This window comes from Micromonospora sp. CPCC 205546 (genome assembly GCF_036902715.1).
In the GTDB taxonomy this organism is placed as follows: Bacteria; Actinomycetota; Actinomycetes; order Mycobacteriales; family Micromonosporaceae; genus Micromonospora.
The window spans coordinates 25,622-42,661 of the sequence record NZ_JBAKHL010000057.1 but is presented as its reverse complement, the minus strand read 5'-3'; the positions used below and the strand labels follow the sequence as shown (position 1 = coordinate 42,661).

Genomic DNA, 17,040 nt, shown 5'->3' with positions numbered 1-17,040 from the left:
CGGCCTCGAACCCGGCCGCGACCTCCAACAACTCCAACAACGCATCCTCGAACACGACGCCAAAATCCAGATCCCCGTACTGGCCCACTGACCCGGCGGCCGGAGATCGGTGTCGACCTGCGGCGGCGCGTCCGGTCCGTGGAAGGCACGCAGTTGCCGGAGAGCCGGCGAATGGCGGGGGCCGGAGGTGTCCACGGCGCTGTGACATGTCGCCCACGCCCGGGGCCAGCGCATCCGACAGCCGATACCTACAGTCGGGCCATGAGCACCGACGAAGGCGCGCGGGTCCGGCTCCGCCGGCACGCAGCTGAGCAGAGCGCGCCTCTGCACGACGCCCCCGACCGGCGGCAGCCGGCAACGAGGCCTTCGACGGCACCCGCCCCCGGTCGCGTACGCGTACGGGCCGTCTACCCCGGCAGCTTTGATCCCTTCACGCCCGGGCATCTGAACGTGGTGAACCGGGCACGCGAGCTCTTCGACGAGGTGGTCGTGCTCGTGGCGGTCAACGGCAGCAAGCATCCGGTCACCGACCAGGAGGAGCGAGCGGCCGCTGTCCGGGCCCTCCTGCCGGTCGGGTGGGCCTCCGTCACCGTTGCGGCCTGGAGCGGGTTGACCTCCGCCTACTGCCGTCACCATGAGGTGCAGGTGATCGTCCGCGGCGTGCGTAACACCACCGACCTTCAGACCGAGTACCAGCTCGCCGCGATGAACCAGGCGCTGGGCGTCCCCACGGTGTTTCTGCCTGCGCAGCCCGAACTGGCCGCGGTGTCGTCAACCGTGGTGCGCACGCTGGGGAGGCCACCTTCGCCCACCTGGCCACGGACCGCGGGACATCGGCGAACCCCCGGCGGACCGCCGCCGGCAGGTTCCTGAGGCTGGCCGCGTCAGGACCGGGTGGCGCCGGAGGGCTAGGACGCCTGGCGGACGGGCATGTCGGCCAGCCAGACGTCGGCCAGCTCGTGGAGGGGGACGTCGAGGGCCTGGCTGAGACGGACCACGGTGCCGAAGGCCGGCGCGGGGAGGCGGCCGGCCTCGATCTTGCGCAGCGTCTCGGGGGAGATGCCGGCCGCCAGGGCCACCTCGGCGAGACCGCGGCCGGCCCGCGCGGCCCGGAGGGCGACTCCGAGGCGCTGGCCCGCTGCGATCTGTGCGGCGGTGAGTGGCTGGCGAACCATGCCAGCAGGATATCCCACCGCAGCGACCCGACCTGACGTGGTATAAAAATACCGCCACGCGAGAGGGAGGCTGCCGTGATCGAGCTCAAGTCCACCGAGGAGATCGGCCGGATGGCGGTGGCCGGCCAGTTCGTCGGCGAGCTGCTGGCCGAGCTGAGCGGTGTCGCCGCGGTCGGCGTCAACCTGATGGACCTCGAACACCACGCCCGCCGCCGGATGAGGGAGCGCGGCGCGGAGTCCTGCTACTGGGACTACGCCCCTTCGTTCGGCCGCGGCCCCTTCCGCAACGTGCTGTGCCTGTCGGTCAACGACGCGGTGCTGCACGGCCTGCCGCACGACTACGTCCTGCGCGACGGCGACCTGCTCAGCATCGACATGGCGCTCGGCATCGACGGCTGGGTCGCCGACTCCGCGCTCTCCGTCGTCGTCGGCACCGCCGCCCCGGCCGACCTGGAGCTGATCGAGGCCACCGAGGTCGCACTGGAGGCCGCCATCACCGCCGCCCAGCCCGGCGGCCGCCTCGGCGACATCTCCGCCGCGATCGGCGAGGTCGCCCGATCCTACGGCTACGGCGTCAACGCCGAGTTCGGCGGCCACGGCATCGGTCGCACCATGCACGAGGCTCCGCACGTCGCCAACGACGGCCGCGCCCGCCGCGGGATGAAGCTCCACCCCGGCCTCACCATCGCCATCGAGCCCTGGTTCTGCCGTTCCACCGACAAGATCAGGTTCGACGACGACGGCTGGACGATCCGCTCCGCCGACGGCTCCCGCACCGCCCACTCCGAGCACACCGTCGCCATCACGGACTCCGGCCCCCAGGTCCTGACCCGCCGCCCCACCCACGGCGGCGCCCCGGCCGACCCCACCAGGACGCCCGCCACCGCCCCCTGACCGGCTGCGGGCGGGCGGCGTTCGTGGTCGTCGCGGCCGGGACCGGCCGCGCGCGGCAGGCGGGGCCCGGCGTGCGCGTACCGCGACGGCGGCGGCACCACCGGTCCGACGCGGTGGCCCCCGGGGGTCGGCTCGACCGCCGGGGCCACCACGCGTGATCCGGTGCGCCGCCGCCCGACCCGTTCCGGGCGGGTGGCGCGGTGACAGCTGCCCGCGGTCCGGCAGCAGCAGCCGGTGGCTACCTGTGGTTCAGCAGCACCGGCAGCGACGCCACGTCGTTCGCCATGAACGAGCGCAGCGGCTGGATCTCCTCCGGCGACACGGCCAGCGCGAGGCGCGGGAAGCGCGCGAACAGCGCCGGCACGGCCACGGCCGCCTCCAGCCGTGCCAGCCGGGCGCCGGGACAGAAGTGCGGGCCCGCCCCGAACGCGAGGTGCTCCTTGTTCTCCCGGTCGATGTCGAACGTCCCCGGGTCCTGGTGCACGGCCGGGTCGCGGCCGTGCGCCAGGTAGCTGATGAGGATGGCGTCGCCCGCCCGGATGACGACGCCCTCCCCCAGGTCGATGTCCTCCTTGGCCCAGCGCATCGGCAGTGCCGCCACCGGGCAGTGCGCCCGCAGCGCCTCCTCGATCGCGTCCGGCCAGCGGGCCGGGTCGGCCGTCAGGGTCGCCAGCTGGTCCGGGTGGGCAAGCAGCTCGCGGACCGTGTGGTCGATCAGCGTCACGGTCGTCTGGCTGCCGCCGCCGATGAGCAGCAGCAGCATGTCGACCAGCTCCTGCTCGCCGAGCGGCTCCTCGCCCTCCACCCGGGCCGCCATCAGGAAGCTCGTCAGGTCGTCGGACGGCTCGCGGCGCTTGAGGTCGATCAGCGTACGCATGGCGACGTTCATGTCGACGTAGACCGCGGCCGACTCCTCCTCCGGCACGTTGTCGGTGTTCAGCACCACCCGCAGGATGCGCAGCACCTCGGGCCGCAGGTCGTCCGGCACCCCGAAGAGGTCGCAGATCATCCTGGTCGGCAACTGCTGGGAGTAGGTGGTGTGCAGGTCGACCGGCTCGTCCGACGGGCGCGTGGCCAGGTCGTCGAGCAGCCGTCGGGCGATGAGCTCCAGGTGCGGGCGCATCGCGTCGATCCGCTTCGGGGTCAGCGCGGGTGCCACGAGCTGCCGCAGACGCTGGTGCTCGCGGCCCTCCGCCGTGGACATGGACTCGACGTCCACCCACGGCGACAGCCACTTGATCTCGCCCGGGGTGTAGCTGGGCACGTTCTTCGTGACGTTGCGGGAGACCCCGGGATGGGTCAGTAGGCGCCGGACCACGTCGCCGCGGGTGATCGACCACGCCAACATGCCTTCCGGCAGCTCGACGGCCACGGCGGGGCCGGCCGCGCGGAACTCGTCGATCTGCGCGTACAGGCACTTGCCGCCGCGGCTGTCGATCTGGGCGGTGGGGGCAGCGCTGAAGTCGACCATAGTGCGCCTCCTACGAGGATGAGGGAACGCAAAAAAAGGTAACTGTCGATCGGGAACTGGCGGGTAACCGCTTTCTCGCACCCGACGTGAATCCGCCTGGACAAAGGCGCACATCATTGCGTGACGCCAGCGGACCAGCCTATCGTCCTTCCACGACACGTGTCAGGGAGCGGCGATCCCGCCCTACTCACCGAATTCCGCGACAACCCATTTGTTAACGCGTGTGCGGAGGCAGAAACATGGACAGGATTCGCCGGATCGGCGTCGTCGGGTGCGGGGTCATGGGCGCCGGGGTCGCCGAGACGTGCGCGAGGGCCGGGCTCGAGGTGCTCGTCGCGGTGTCGCGGCCGGCCTCCCTCGCGCCGGGCCGGGCGCGGCTCACCGCGTCGCTGGACCGCGCGGTGGGCAGGGGCAAGCTGAGCGAGGCGGACCGGGACGCGACACTGGCCCGGGTGTCCTTCACGGCCGACCTCACCGACTTCGCCGACCGGCAGCTGGTGATCGAGGCCGCCTCGGAGCAGGAGTCGATCAAGCTCGACGTGTTCGCCACGCTCGACAAGGTCGTCGAGGACGAGGACGCGATCCTCGGCTCCAACACGTCCTCGCTGCCGATCGTGAAGCTCGGCGGCGTCACCGCCAGACCCGAGCAGGTGGTGGGCATCCACTTCTTCAACCCCGCGCCGGTGCTCCCGCTCGTGGAGGTCGTCGGCTCGGTGCGCACCTCCGCGCGGACCGTCGAGACGGCCGACGCGTTCGTCACCGACGTGCTCGGCAAGCAGGTCGTCCGCGCCAAGGACCGCGCGGGCTTCGTGGTGAACGCGCTGCTGATCCCGTACCTGCTCTCCGCCGTGCGGATGGTGGAGTCCGGAATGGCGACGGTGACCGACATCGACAAGGCCATGACGCTCGGCTGCGCGCACCCCATGGGCCCGCTGCGCCTCGTCGACCTGATCGGGCTCGACATCGTGGCCGCCATCAGCGAGTCGCTGTACCGGGAGTTCCGGGAGCCGCACTACTCGCCGCCGCCGCTGCTCGCCCGCATGGTGGCCGGCGGCATGCTCGGCAAGAAGTGCGGCCGGGGCTTCTACGAGTACGGGCGATGAACACGTACGAGCGGCTCGTCCAGCTGCTGGAGTCGCACGGCGCGCGGTTCCGCCTCATCCCGCACGAGCCGCAGGGCGTCACCTCCCCGGCCAGCCGGCTGCGCGGCCACGCGCTGTCCCAGGCGGCCAAGTGCATCGTCGCGCGGGTCAAGCTCGGCAAGAAGACGAACCGATTCGTGCTGGCCGTCGTCCCCGGCGACCGGCTGGTCGCGCTCGAGGAGTTGCGGCGGATGTGGGACGGCACCTACGTGTCGTTCGCGACCAGGCAGACGGCGGAGGAGCTGTCCGGCTGCGTCAGCGGCACGATCATCCCGTTCAGCTTCCGCGACGACCTGGAACTCGTGGTGGACCCCCGGCTGCTGGACGAGCCCGAGATCTACTTCAACGCCGCCCGGCTCGACATGTCGATGGCCCTGGACACGCGCGACTACGTACGCCTGGCCGGGCCCCGGATCGCGTACGTCGCTCAGACGTCGCTGGCGGAGGTGGGCTGAAGCGTGGACCTCGCCGGCCGCCTGCACCGCGTCCTCGCCGAGGCGAAGTACCTCTCCCTGTCCACCGTGTCCCCCGAGCGTCGACCATGGACCGCGGTGCTGCAGTACGCGTGGCTGCCCGACCCGCTGCGCCTGCTGTTCGGCTCCGCCACGCAGTCGCGGCACAGCAGGCACGTGGCGGCCCGACCCACGGTGAGCGGGGCCCTCTTCGTCACCGGAGGCGGGCTCACCGAGGTCGACGGCGCCCAGTTCACCGGCACCTGCCGGGAGCTGACCGCCGACGAGGTGCACGCGCACCACGCGACGTTCTACGACGCCCTGCTGCCGGACGAGGCGACACGGGCGGAGTACACCCTGCCCGTGTCGGCCCTGCTGGCGCCGGCGGAGCACCGCATCTACCAGGTCTCGGTGGACCGCGTGTGGCTCGTCGACACCAGCACCTGGATCGAGGACCGGATCGACCGCCGGATCGAGGTGGACCTGCCCTGAGCGGGGCGGGTCCACCCCGGTTCCGGGGTCAGTCGGCCATCGTCGCCCAGAACACCGCCTCGTAGGCGTGCACCATCCGCGCCGCGCGCAGGGCCTGCACCGGGTCGTCGCCCGCCGCGAGGCCCGTCGACACCACCCCGGCCGCCTGCTCCAGCACCTCCTCCGGCGTCTCGGCGAAGTAGCGGAAGTGGGCGACCGCCTCGTCGGAGAACGTGTAGCGGGCCTGGAGCGCGTCGGCCACCCGGGCGTAGAAGCCGCCCGACTCCTCGACGTTGACCAGCAACGCCAGCGGGATCGCCGAGCGCGGCCCGAACACGGCGGTCCGGACGACGAAGGCGGGGTACGCCTGGGCCAGCGGTCGCGGCTCGTACGCCCGCAGTTCCTTCTCCCCCAGCCCCACCGCGGCCGCGAAGGCCGGCAGCAGGCCCAGCGCCTCCTCCTCGGCGGCCGCCATCGCCAGGAACAGCGGCTCGGGGAAGCGGGCCGCCAGGAACGCGAAACTGCTCCGGTCGCTGGACACCAGGTGGTGCAGCTCGCCGGCGAGTGCGGCCAACCGGTCGGTCGGCACCTCACCGCGCTCCAGCTGCTCCAGGAAGCGGTTGGGTGCCATCTCCAGCGATCGCCGGCCCTGTGCCACCAGCTCTGCCACGTGCTCGTCCACGGGTCACCTCCGAATCGTGCGGTGCAGGTTCGGCCCGGTCGCCGGCCCCGGTGCGGGCTCGGCGATCCACGGCCCCTCGATGGACGCGTCGAGCACGCCCTCCTCCAACCAGGTGAAGCCGCCGTCCAGCACGCGCCGGGCGACCGCGACGTCGTCGCCGTCGGTGTTGTCCCACAGCCGGCGGCACAGCTCGGCCACCCGCTGGCGGGACTGACGGCAGAACGCGTCGGCCAGCTCGACAGCCGTGCCGCCGAGCGCCCGGGCGTAGACGCAGGCGGCGGTCATCGCGTACAGCTCGGCGGCGACGTCCACGACCCGGCCCAGGAACAGCTGCCGCTGCGCCACCGCCTCGCCCCACCGCCGCCGACCGTCGGCGAGGTGCCCGGCCAGCTCGGCGCCCGTCGCGTCGGCGAACGACAGGTGCCCGGCCAGCACGCCGAAGCCGGGCGGCGGCGTGCCCGGCGTGGGCCGGTCGGCCGGATCCGCCTCGTCGGCCAGCGCGTCGGTGGCGACGAACACCCGCAAGGCCTCGCTGGAGCCGTCGAAGATCCGGCCGATGCGCAGGTCCCGGAAGAGCTGCTCGACGGGGACGCCGCGCTCACCACGGGCCGCGGCCGACTCCGCCGTCTCGTATCCGCGACCGCCCCGGATCTGCATGAGCTCGTCGGCGACGCGCCACGCCTGTTCCGAGGCGAACAGCTTCGCCAGCTCGGCCTCCGTGTGCGTGTCCAGCAGGCCGGCGTCGGCGTGCCGGCCGGACACCTCGACCATGGCCTCCAGGGCGAAGGCGGTCGCCGCGATGTAGGCGATCTTGCCCGCCACCGCCTCGTGCTCGCCGATCGGCCGGTCCCACTGCACGCGTACGCCGGACCACTCGCGGGCGATCTTCAGGCTCCACTTGGCGGCGGCGGCGCAGACGGCGGGCATCGACAGCCGGCCGGTGTCCTGGGCGGCGAGCGCCACCTGGAGCCCCTGCCCCTCCGGGCCGATCCGCCGGCTCGCGGGCACCCGGACGTCGTGCAGCCGGACGACGCCGTTCTCCAGGCCGCGCAGGCCCAGGAAGGAGCTGCGGTGCTCCACCGTGACCCCGGGCGCGTCGGTCTCGACCACGAACGCGGACATGCCTCCCGGACCGCTCTCCGACGGCGGGACCAGGGCCATCACCACGATCAGGTGGGCGATGGTGCCGTTGGTCGTCCACAGCTTGACCCCGTCGAGGCGGTAGCCGCCGTCGTCGGTGGGGGTGGCGGTCGTCCGCATCCGGAAGGGGTCGTTGCCGATGTCCGGCTCGGTGAGGGCGAAGGCGGAGATCTCGCGTACGCACCTCGGCAGCAGCTCGCGCTTCTGCGCGTCGGTGCCGAACAGCCGCAGCGGCTGGATGAGGCCGATCGCCTGGTGTGCGGCGAGCAGTTCCCCGAGCGAGGAGTGCGCGCTGCTGACGATCATCAGCGCGCGGTGGTAGCAGACCCCCGACAGGCCGAGCCCGCCGTACTCCCGGGGGAGCTTGACGGCGAACGCGCCGAGGTCGCGCAGGCCGTCGACCACCTCGTCGGGGATCCGGTCCTCGCGCTCGATGAGCCGACCGTCCACCTTGTCGGTGCAGAACGCGCGCAGCCGCGCGAGGAACGCCTCGGCGTCGGCGTCGAGCCCGGTCTCGGGCAGCGGATCGAGCAGGTCGACCCGCAGCCTGCCGCGCAGGAGCTCGCTGCCGAAACTCGGTCTGGACATGGTTGCCTCCCGGTCGACGGGTGCGGTGGATCGGGGACACGGTCGTGCCGCGTCCGCCCCGCCAGGGCGGACGCGACACGACCGCGAGGCGGGTCAGCTCGCCGGCACGGCCTTGATCAGGGACAGCGGGCCGGCGGCGCCGTGCCCGCACCACTCGACGGTGAAGCCGGTCTCGGCGAGCAGGGCCCGGAACTCGCTCTCGGTCCGCTCCCGTCCGCCGGCGGTCACCAGCATGTTGATGTCGGTGTAGAACATCACCGGGTTGTCGGTGTTCGCGGTGTCCGGCAGCACCGATCCGACGATCAGCAGGGTCGCGGCGGCGGGCATGTGCGCGCGCACCGTGCTCAGCAGCTTGCGGGCGTTCTCGTCGTTCCAGTCCTGGAAGACGCTCTTGATGACGTACAGGTCGCCGCCGCCCGGCACGGACGAGAAGAAGTCGCCCGCGACGATCTCGCAGCGGTCGGCCACCCCGGCGGTGGCGAGCACGCCGGCGGCCTCGGCGACGCCCGCGGCGCTGTCGAAGCACACCCCGGTCAGATGTCCGTGGGTGCCGAGGATCGCGGCGAGCAGCGTCCCGTCGCCACCGCCGACGTCCACGACGGTACGCACGCCGGAGTAGTCGTACCCGTCGGCGACGAACTGGGCGGAGGCCCGCGACTCCTGCCCCATCGCCACGTTGAACAGCGCCGACAGCTCGGGGTGCTCGGCGAGGTGCACGTAGGCGTTCCTGCCGTGCACGTGGTCGAAGGCGCACTCACCGGTCTCGACGGAGTGCCGCACCTGCTGCCAGGACGAGAAGAGCGCGGGGTTGGTGAAGAACCGGGTGAACGCCCACAGCGAGTCCGGCGAGTCGGTGCGCAGCTGCTCGCCCACCTCGGTGAGCCGGAACTCGCCCGGCGCCGGTTCCGCCAGCAGGCCGACGGCCACGAGGGTCCGCAGCAGCCGGTGCAGCGACGGCGCGTGGGTGCCCGTCGCCTCGGCGAGCTGCGCGCTCGTGGTGCGGCCGTCGTGGATGTGGTCGGCGAGCTTCAGCTCGGCGGCGAGCGCGACCGACTGCGAGGCCATGTAGCCGCCGATGATCTCGATCAGCGCGGCGCGGTTGCGGATCTTCGGGGCCGAGGTGGCCGGGACGGTGCTGGTCATCTGGCATGCCTTTCCACGAGGGGGTGTCGCACCCACACGTTGGGTTCGACGTAGACGGCGTGGTCGTGGTCGACGTTCACCTCGACCGGAGTCAGGGCACCCGGCACGACGACCGGTCCGCTGGTGTCGAAGGGCAGCCCCGTCCAGGCGCGCCACTGCGCGAGGCTCCCGGAGATCGTCATGGAGGCCGGGCAGACGTCGAGGACCTGACCGCCCGCCCGGACGTGGACGCGCAGCCACGGGTCGGTCGGCAGCCCGTCGTCGCGGGTCCGGGCGGCGTACCCGGTCATCGGCTCGTGCGGCTCGGCGTGCTTGCCGCTGGGCCGGACCGGCCCGACGACGTCGCGGTAGCCGTGCCGGCGGGCGTTGTCCTTGACCGCCGCCAGGACGCGCCCCGACATGTTCCTGGACTGCATGCCCGGCACCACGGCTATCTCCAGCGCGCACAGCGCGGTGAGCTCGCGGCCGGCGGCGGTGTCGAGCATGCTCAACCCCAGCACCGCGTCCCAGCCGGTGTCGGGCAGGCTCGCCGGGTCGCCGTCCCACGCGAAGGGCACGCTGGCCGCGCGGGCGATCACCGCGTCGTCGGCGTCGACGACGACGAGCTGGTGCTCCGGGTACCGCTCGAGGGCCCAGCCGACCACCATCGGCTCGGGCGGGATGTACTCCGGCCAGGACGCCTCCATGTGGAGCATCCCGTCGAGCAGGTCCGGTCGCTCCGCGAGGGTCGACACGCGCATGGGGGTCACCTCCGTCGGTCAGGCGGCCAGGCTGCGCGCGGGCAGCGGGTCCGCGGGCATGGCGCAGTCGTCGTCGGCGTGCTTGCGCAGCAGCGCCAGGTACTCCGAGCGGGGCACCGCGACCGCGCCGATGAGCTTCGCGTGGTCGCCGTCGTGCTGGACGTCGACGGCGACGCCGCCGCTGTCCGCGACGCGCCGCACCAGGCACGCGACCGCCACCTTGGCCGCGCCGCTGCGCAGGGCGAACTGGGAGTCGGCGCTGAACACGCCGCCGACCCGTACGCCGAACGTGCCGCCGACCAGCTCGTCGCCTTCCCACACCTCGACGCTGTGGGCGTGCCCCGCCGCGTGCAGCTCGCGCAGCGCCGACACGAGCGGGTCGGTCAGCCACCGGGGCTCGCGGCCCACGCGGCAGTGCTGGACCACCCGGTCGAAGCAGGCGTCGAGCGTCGTCGTCCACTCGACCTTGTTGCGCAGTTGCCGGCGCAGGCTGCGCTGGATGCGGGCCCGGTCGACGTGGATCACCGGACGGGGATCGGGCGAGCACCAGGCCACGGCGTACGGGTCGGCGCTGCCGGCCAGCACGGCGATCCGGCCGGCGGCGACGTCCGCCTCGTAGGTGAACTCGCTGACGATCTTCCGCTCCTCGGTGTCGGCCGGGAACGGGAACAGCCCGTGCCGGTAGGCGTCCAGCAGGGTCGCGGCGCCCAGGTCGTCGCCGAAGGCGACCGGGCCCTCGGTGGGGGCGTCGACGAGGTCGAGCGTCTGCCAGCCCATCACGCGGCCCGCAGGAACTCGGTGCGGGTCAGGTAGCCGATGTAGCGGTCGAGCATCTCCGCGTCCACCGTCGGGATCTCGATGCCGCTGCCCCGCAGCGCCTGCTGCACGTTGGTGCGGGAGAAGGCCGGGAACGTCGTCTCCAGGTACATCTCCGCGACGCTCATCTGGCCGGTCGCGCAGCGGTCGATGAACAGCGGCGCGAAGGGGGTCATCGGATGGTCGGGCTGTTCGACCGCGACCCGTACCATCTCGTCGAGCCAGTCGGCCCAGGGGACCTCGCGGATGTCGTGCCCGTGCGCGCGCAGGCGCTCGACCAGCACCGAGATGTTGACCTTCCCGGGGTTGGTGAGGTGGTAGACCTCGCCGGCGGGCCGGGCGGTCCTGGCGATGTGCGCGACGGCGGCGGCGAACACGTCGACCGGCGTGTAGTCCAGCGGCAGCTCCGCGACCGGGGCCGTCCCGGTGTCCACGACGAACTTCTTCATCGCGCACATCTCGGTGGCGATGTTCCACGCGCCGTTGACCCGGTCGCCGGAGATGTCGGCGGCCCGGTAGATCGCCACCGGCAGCCCCTGCTCCGCGGCGCGGTGCAGCAGGGCCTCGGCCACCCACTTGCTCTCCACGTATCCGACGGAGAGATGGTCGGCGTACGCCAGCGGGGTGTCCTCGTCGACCTGCCGTACGCCGGCGGTGCCGAAGCCCGCGACGACCGCCATCGTCGACGTGTAGTGGATCGGCACGTTGCGGTGCCGCGCGGCCATCCGGATGATCTCGCGGGTCCCGTCGACGTTCGCCGGCCGCATGTGCGAGTACGGGTAGATGAAGTTGACGGCCCCGCCGGGGTGGTGGATGACGTCGACCGTGCGCGCCAGCTCGTCGAAGGCCGCCTCGGACAGGCCGAGCCCGGGTGCCGCGAGGTCACCGGGCACGGCGACGATGCGCCCCGCCGCCTGGTGACCGGCGAGGTCCTCGCCGAAGTAGTGCCGCGCGTTGGCCTGGATGCGGGCGAGGCACCGCTCCGGGCCGTCCGCGCGCACCAGGCAATGCACGACGGCGTCCGTGGTGTCCAGCAGCTCCCGCAGCAGGTAGATGCCCAGGAAACCGGTGGCGCCGGTGAGGAACACGTGGCGGGGGTCCTGCCAGCGCGGCTCGTCGGACACCTCACGACGGATCTGGACGTCCAGCTGCGTCTCGGCGGCGAAGTCGACCCGCTTGCGGGTGTCGTCGCCGGCGAGCGTGCCTTCCCGGGCCTCGCGCACCGCCCGCGCCAGTCCGCGCGGCGTCGCGTCCTCCAGCAGCAGCCGGATCAGCGGGCGTACCTGGGTGATGAGCACGCCGAAGGAGCCGCGGATCTTCGCGAGCAGCTCGGCGGCGAGGATCGAGTTGCCGCCCTGCGCGAAGAAGTTGTCGTCCGGCAGCACCCGGGGCACGCCGAGCACCTGCCCCCAGAGCCGGGCCACGCCGCGCTCCACCAGGTCGACGGGCGTGTCGTCCGTCGCGTCGGGCACGAGGGCCGGGCCGGGCGCGGGCAGCGCGGCGAGGTCGACCTTGCCGTTCGCCTTCAGCGGCAGCTCGTCGAGGGCGACGAACGCCGTCGGCACCATGTAGCCGGGCAGGTAGCGGCCGGTGAACTCGCGCAGCTCCGCGGCGTCGAGTGGCCGCGGGCCGGTGTGGTACGCGACGAGACGCCGCTGACCGTCGTGCTCGTACGTGGTCACGGCGACCGTGTCGACGCCCTCGTGTGCCGCCAGCGTCGCCTCGATCTCGCCGGGCTCCACCCGGAAGCCGCGGATCTTGACCTGCCGGTCGATGCGCCCGACCACCTCGAGGTTGCCCTCGGCGGTCCAGGCGCCCAGGTCACCGGTCCGGTACATCCGCGCGTCGGGCTCGGGCGCGAACGGGTCGGCGCGGAAGCGGCCGGCGTCGTCCTCGGTCAGGTAGCCGCGCGCCACGCCGCGACCACCGATGTGGATCTCGCCGCGCTCGCCGGGGGCGACCGGTCGGTCGTTCTCGTCGAGGACGTACACGGCGGTGCCGGGCAGCGGCCGGCCGACGGGGGCGGCGCCCCGGGCGGGCAGCACGTCGGCGCTCAGGTCCATCAGGCAGGAGGTGATGGTGGTCTCCGTCAGCCCGTAGGCGTTGAGCAGCCGGACCCCCGGCATCAGGCCCAGCGCCGTGCGGCAGTCCTCCGCGTTGACCGCCTCGCCGCCCACGATCACCAGTCGGACCGGCAGGTCGGCGGCCCCCGCGCCGACCTCGGCGAGGAACCGGCGCCAGTACGCGGGGGTCAGGTCCATCACGGTGATCCCGTGGTGGCGCAGCCGCTCCGGCAGCTCGCTGGGCGCCCAGCTCAGCTCCGGCAGCACGAGCGTCGCGCCGCCGAGCAGCGCGACCGTGATCTGCTCGATGGAGGTGTCGAAGGAGAGCGCGCCGAACTGCAGCACCCGGTCGTCGGGGGTGACGCCGTAGCGGCCGACCAGCTCCCCGCACAGGTGGCTCAGCGAGTCGTGGTTGACCACCACGCCCTTCGGCGTGCCCGTCGAGCCCGACGTGTAGATGACGTAGGCGGCGTCCCCGCCGTTCACCGCCACGGCGGGGGCGGTCGCGAGGCCGTCGGCGACGGTCGCGGTGAGCGCCGTGACCGGCAGGTCGGCGAAGCGCGCCACGTCCCGCTCGTGGGTGACGACGGCGGTGCAGTCGGTCTCCTTCACGAACGCCTCGACCCGGCTGTCCGGCAGCCCCGGATCCACCGGCAGGTATGCCGCGCCCGCCTTCCAGCAGGCGAGCAGGGCGACGACGGCGTCGATGGAGCGTTCCAGGTGGACCATGACCACGCGGTCCGCGCCGACGCCCCGGTCGACGAGGTGGCGGGCCAGGCCGTTCGCCCGGCGCTCCAGCTCCGCGTAGCTGATGCGCGCGTCGCCCTGCACGATCGCGATCCGGTCGGGCTGCGACGCCGCGCGGGCGGCGACAAGTTCGTGGACACGCGGTTGCATACGGATGTTCATGTTTTCCCTCGGGTGTGAGCACGGTCGTACCCGTGGATTACCTGCCGCTGACCCAACGAATTTCGATACGGGCGACATTACTGCCTGACGGCGGTCCCTCCGACTACCAGAATGAGCGCGGATCCCGAATCGGCACTACTCATCAGGGTAGTCGTCAAGGCACGGTCGACCCTTAGTGGAATTCGACTTGAATCGTGCCGGAAAAGGCGCGGCGGCGCGGCGGACGACGGTCGGCCGCGCCGCCGGACCCCGTGCGACGGGAAGGTCCGCAGCGCGCCCTCACGCCGCCGAGGAGGCCGGCACGTGGCGGACGAGCTCCGCCCGCGAGGAGATGCCCAGCCGGCGGAACAGACCGCGCAGGTGGTAGTTGACGGTGTGCGGCGACAGCCGTACCCGCGTGGCGATCTGCCGGTTGGTCATGCCCTCGGCGACGAGTCGCGCGATCGCCCGCTCGACGCCGCTGAACGACTCCCACGCGCCGCCGGCGTCCGGGCGGTGCTTGCTGGCCACGGCCGCGGAGCGCAGCCCGATCCTGCGCCGCAGCTCGGCGGGGACCACGGGCTCCACCGACGGATCGGCGACGCGGGGCGCGCCGGGTGCGGCCCGCCCCCGGCGCAGGCGGTCGCGATCGGCGCGAAGCGCCTGCCGGACCGCGGGCGGCAGCGCGTCGAGCACCGCCCACCACACCAGCTCGTTCCGGAAGACGAGGTCGTCGCCCGCCCAGTCGAGCAGGCCCGCGTCGAGCAGCGCGTCCAGGTCCGGCAGCATCTGGGCGGTGTTCCGCCCGGTCATGGTCGCCAACTCCGCGAGCCGGCAGGAGCGGCCGAGCACGGCGGCCACCCGCAACAACTGCCAGGACCCGGCCGGCGCGCCGCGCAGCGTGGCCCGCACCACCTCCTGGACCCGTCGGGGCGTCCGCGCCCGCCCGGGTGAGTCGGTGACGCCCTCGACGCGGATCCCCTCGAGCAGCGCGGTCAGCAGCAGCCCGTCCCCCGCCGCGGCGGCGACGAGCCGGCGCACGGCCGGCTCCGCCACGACGCCCGACCAGTCGGCGGCGAGCCGACCCCCGGCTTCCCCGGGCAGCGGGCGGCCCGCCTCGGCGAGCGTCCCGGCCAGCTGCGACAACTGCTCGTCCTCGTATGTCACAACACAATCGTGCACATGAATGTCTGCGGGCCTCAACGTTGCCTTACCACCAGGTGCGTCGAGCAATTACCACGCATGGGGGAAGCGGGACCGCAGCAACTTCCCGGCGAATGACCCGAGATTGCTTCCATCAATGTAACGACGTCGCAAGAGAGGCGGGCAGCCGTGGCACCCGTTGTGGTCCAGGATTTCGTACCGACGATCGACCTGTCGGGCCGCACCACCGCCGAGGGACGCGCGGCCATCGCGGCGGCCATCGGCAAGGCGTGTGAGGGCTCGGGGTTCTTCGCCGTCGTGGGGCACGGCGTGCCCGACGACCTGGTGACCCGCATGTACACCACCACGAAGAGCTACTTCACCCAACCGGAGGAGGAGAAGGACAGGAGCGCGAACCGCGGCTCCGGGGTGTCGGGCCTGCGCCGCCCCGGCGGCCCTTACGAGGCGTTCGCCGCACACGTGACGGGTGACCTCGGCGACGAGGAGCGCGCGAGCCTCGGCACGCACCCGGCCACCTGGAAGGCGGCGAACATCTGGCCGGACGACGACTTCAAGGCGGTCTGGCACGAGTACATCGCCGCCATGACCGAGCTGTCGGCGGACATCATGCGGCTGTTCGCGCTCGCGCTCGGGCTGCCGGAGCGCTTCTTCGACGGCAAGTTCGACGAGCACGTGTCGCTGATCATCGCGAACTACTACTACCCGGCGCCCGACGACGGCGTGCTGCGGCGGGAGATGCACACCGACTGGGGCAGCCTGACGGTGCTCTACGTGGAGGACGAGCTGGGCGGGCTCCAGGTGCGCCGGGACGAGGACGACTGGCTGGACGTACCCCCGATCCCCGGCAGCTTCGTGGTGAACATCGGCGACCTGATGTCGTTCTGGACCGGCGGTCGGTGGGCGTCGACCGTGCACCGGGTGGTCAACCCGCAGGGGGCGGACGCGCCCTCGCGCGTCTCCATCCCCTTCTTCTACCTGCCCAACCACGACGCCACGATCGAGCCCATGCGTCCGCTGGCGCAGGCGAGCGCCGAGGCCGGTCTCGACCGGGTGACCGTCGGCGAGTGGTTCTCGCACAAGATGCAGTCGACGTACCAGGCTTCCGCGTAGCCGACCGCTAGCCCCGCCCGCCGACCGCCCACGACAGCGGCCGGCGGGCGGCGGCTGGCGGCGGGCGGAGCATCCGGGTGGCGGGGGCGGACGCCGGGTGGCGCGGTGTCAGAGGGAGCGCACCGCGCCCGGCATGGTGAACTCGACCGTCTCGCGGGCGACCTCACGCTCCAGCACGGTCACCGGCCCTCGGGCGCGCAGCGCCTCGACCACCCCCGAGACCAGGTGTGGCGGGGCGGACGCGCCGGCGGTGATCCCGATCGTGCCGACACCCACCAGCCATTCCGGCAGGATCTGCGCCGCGTCCTCGATGAGGTGGGCCGGCCGGCCCGCGCGGTGGGCCAGCTCGACGAGCCGCTGCGTGTTCGCCGAGTTGATCGAGCCGACGACCAGCACGAGGTCGGACTCCTCGGCGACCGTACGCAACGCCGTCTGCCGGTTCGTCGAGGCGTAGCAGATGTCGGCCGAGGACGGGCCACGCAGCGCGGGGAACCGTCGGCGCAGCACGTCGAGCACCTGGACGGTCTCGTCGACGGCGAGCGTCGTCTGGGTCAGGTACGACACGCGGTCCGGGTCGGGGACCTCGACGGTGTGCGCGTCCTGCAGCGACTGCACGAGCAGCATCCGCTCCGGCGCCTCGCCCAGCGTGCCCTCGGTCTCCTCGTGCCCGGCGTGCCCGACCAGGAGCACGGTGTCCCCACGGTCGGCGTACCGGCGCGCCTCCGAGTGCACCTTCGCCACCAGTGGGCACGTCGCGTCGAAGACCTCCAGACCCAGCCGGGTGGCCTCGGCGCGCACCACGGGCGACACCCCGTGCGCCGAGAACACCACCGTCGCGCCCACGGGCACCTCGTCGAGTTCCTCGACGAACACGGCGCCGCGCGACTCCAGGTCGGCGACGACGTGCGCGTTGTGGACGATCTGTTTCCGCACGTACACCGGGCTGCCCCGGCTCGCGAGCGCACGCTCGACGATCTCGATGGCACGCTCGACACCGGCGCAGAACGCACGCGGTGCCGCGAGCAGTACCGTTACGGACTCGACTACGGACATCGCGCACTCCTTCCCACGTATCTCCGCAGTATCGAGCCGTCTCCTCGC

General features: G+C 72.6%; 16 protein-coding genes. 6 read left to right on the top strand and 10 right to left on the bottom strand.

From position 1 onward, the window contains the following. The first annotated feature begins 261 nt into the window (after window positions 1–261). Entirely contained in the window at window positions 262–873 is a 612-nt protein-coding gene (gene coaD, locus V6U77_RS23320; RefSeq protein WP_334608759.1) for a pantetheine-phosphate adenylyltransferase, read from the top strand. Window positions 874–908: 35 nt separating this feature from the next. Here the strand turns inward: coaD and V6U77_RS23315 are convergent, their stop codons facing one another. Further along, window positions 909–1,175: a helix-turn-helix transcriptional regulator gene (locus V6U77_RS23315; protein WP_334608758.1), complete on the bottom strand. Its 267-nt coding sequence runs from the start codon at window positions 1,173–1,175 to the stop codon at window positions 909–911. A gap of 75 nt (window positions 1,176–1,250) precedes the next feature. On the opposite strand from V6U77_RS23315, the gene map reads away from it, so the two are divergent. Continuing rightward, window positions 1,251–2,069 (top strand): type I methionyl aminopeptidase, encoded by an 819-nt coding sequence (gene map / locus V6U77_RS23310; protein WP_334608757.1) that lies wholly within the window; start codon window positions 1,251–1,253, stop codon window positions 2,067–2,069. Window positions 2,070–2,307: 238 nt separating this feature from the next. Here the strand turns inward: map and V6U77_RS23305 are convergent, their stop codons facing one another. Further along, window positions 2,308–3,540, bottom strand: a complete 1,233-nt coding sequence (locus V6U77_RS23305; RefSeq protein WP_334608756.1) for a cytochrome P450 family protein — start codon at window positions 3,538–3,540, stop codon at window positions 2,308–2,310. Between the two features lie 239 nt (window positions 3,541–3,779). Here V6U77_RS23305 and V6U77_RS23300 point away from each other — a divergent pair, with 239 nt between their 5' ends. From V6U77_RS23300 to V6U77_RS23290, 3 genes are read left to right on the top strand one after another with little or no spacing between them, the layout of a single operon-like run. Next, on the top strand, window positions 3,780–4,643 hold the full coding sequence (locus V6U77_RS23300) for a 3-hydroxybutyryl-CoA dehydrogenase (protein ID WP_334608754.1): 864 nt from the start codon (window positions 3,780–3,782) through the stop codon (window positions 4,641–4,643). After that, on the top strand, window positions 4,640–5,137 hold the full coding sequence (locus tag V6U77_RS23295; RefSeq protein ID WP_334608753.1) for a YbaK/EbsC family protein: 498 nt from the start codon (window positions 4,640–4,642) through the stop codon (window positions 5,135–5,137). Before V6U77_RS23300 ends, V6U77_RS23295 begins: the two co-directional genes overlap by 4 nt. Before the next feature lie 3 nt (window positions 5,138–5,140). Continuing rightward, window positions 5,141–5,626: a pyridoxamine 5'-phosphate oxidase family protein gene (locus V6U77_RS23290; RefSeq protein WP_334608752.1), complete on the top strand. Its 486-nt coding sequence runs from the start codon at window positions 5,141–5,143 to the stop codon at window positions 5,624–5,626. A gap of 28 nt (window positions 5,627–5,654) precedes the next feature. Here the strand turns inward: V6U77_RS23290 and V6U77_RS23285 are convergent, their stop codons facing one another. From V6U77_RS23285 to V6U77_RS23255, 7 genes are all read right to left on the bottom strand, one after another. Continuing rightward, on the bottom strand, window positions 5,655–6,287 hold the full coding sequence (locus V6U77_RS23285) for a hypothetical protein (protein ID WP_334608750.1): 633 nt from the start codon (window positions 6,285–6,287) through the stop codon (window positions 5,655–5,657). Window positions 6,288–6,290: 3 nt separating this feature from the next. Next, entirely contained in the window at window positions 6,291–8,015 is a 1,725-nt protein-coding gene (locus tag V6U77_RS23280) for an acyl-CoA dehydrogenase family protein (protein WP_334608749.1), read from the bottom strand. Between the two features lie 93 nt (window positions 8,016–8,108). Then, entirely contained in the window at window positions 8,109–9,158 is a 1,050-nt protein-coding gene (locus V6U77_RS23275) for a methyltransferase (protein WP_334608747.1), read from the bottom strand. Continuing rightward, window positions 9,155–9,898 (bottom strand): N-acetyltransferase, encoded by a 744-nt coding sequence (locus V6U77_RS23270; protein WP_334608746.1) that lies wholly within the window; start codon window positions 9,896–9,898, stop codon window positions 9,155–9,157. Before V6U77_RS23270 ends, V6U77_RS23275 begins: the two co-directional genes overlap by 4 nt. Window positions 9,899–9,916: 18 nt before the next feature. Beyond that, window positions 9,917–10,675 carry a leucyl/phenylalanyl-tRNA--protein transferase gene (locus tag V6U77_RS23265; RefSeq protein WP_334608745.1) on the bottom strand — a complete coding sequence of 253 codons (759 nt, stop codon included), beginning with the start codon at window positions 10,673–10,675 and terminating at the stop codon, window positions 9,917–9,919. Continuing rightward, the gene (locus V6U77_RS23260; RefSeq protein WP_334608744.1) at window positions 10,675–13,674 is read right to left on the bottom strand and encodes a non-ribosomal peptide synthetase; all 3,000 of its coding nucleotides are present in this window, start codon (window positions 13,672–13,674) and stop codon (window positions 10,675–10,677) included. Before V6U77_RS23260 ends, V6U77_RS23265 begins: the two co-directional genes overlap by 1 nt. 291 nt (window positions 13,675–13,965) lie before the next feature. After that, window positions 13,966–14,832: a helix-turn-helix transcriptional regulator gene (locus V6U77_RS23255; protein WP_334608743.1), complete on the bottom strand. Its 867-nt coding sequence runs from the start codon at window positions 14,830–14,832 to the stop codon at window positions 13,966–13,968. A 165-nt stretch (window positions 14,833–14,997) separates the two neighbouring features. Between V6U77_RS23255 and V6U77_RS23250 the strand changes: the two genes are divergently transcribed. After that, window positions 14,998–15,939, top strand: coding sequence for an isopenicillin N synthase family dioxygenase (locus V6U77_RS23250; RefSeq protein WP_334608742.1), 942 nt, complete (start codon window positions 14,998–15,000; stop codon window positions 15,937–15,939). 108 nt (window positions 15,940–16,047) lie between these two features. Here V6U77_RS23250 and ispH read toward each other — a convergent pair whose 3' ends face one another. Next, entirely contained in the window at window positions 16,048–16,992 is a 945-nt protein-coding gene (ispH, locus tag V6U77_RS23245; RefSeq protein WP_334608741.1) for a 4-hydroxy-3-methylbut-2-enyl diphosphate reductase, read from the bottom strand. Window positions 16,993–17,040 lie beyond the last annotated feature (48 nt).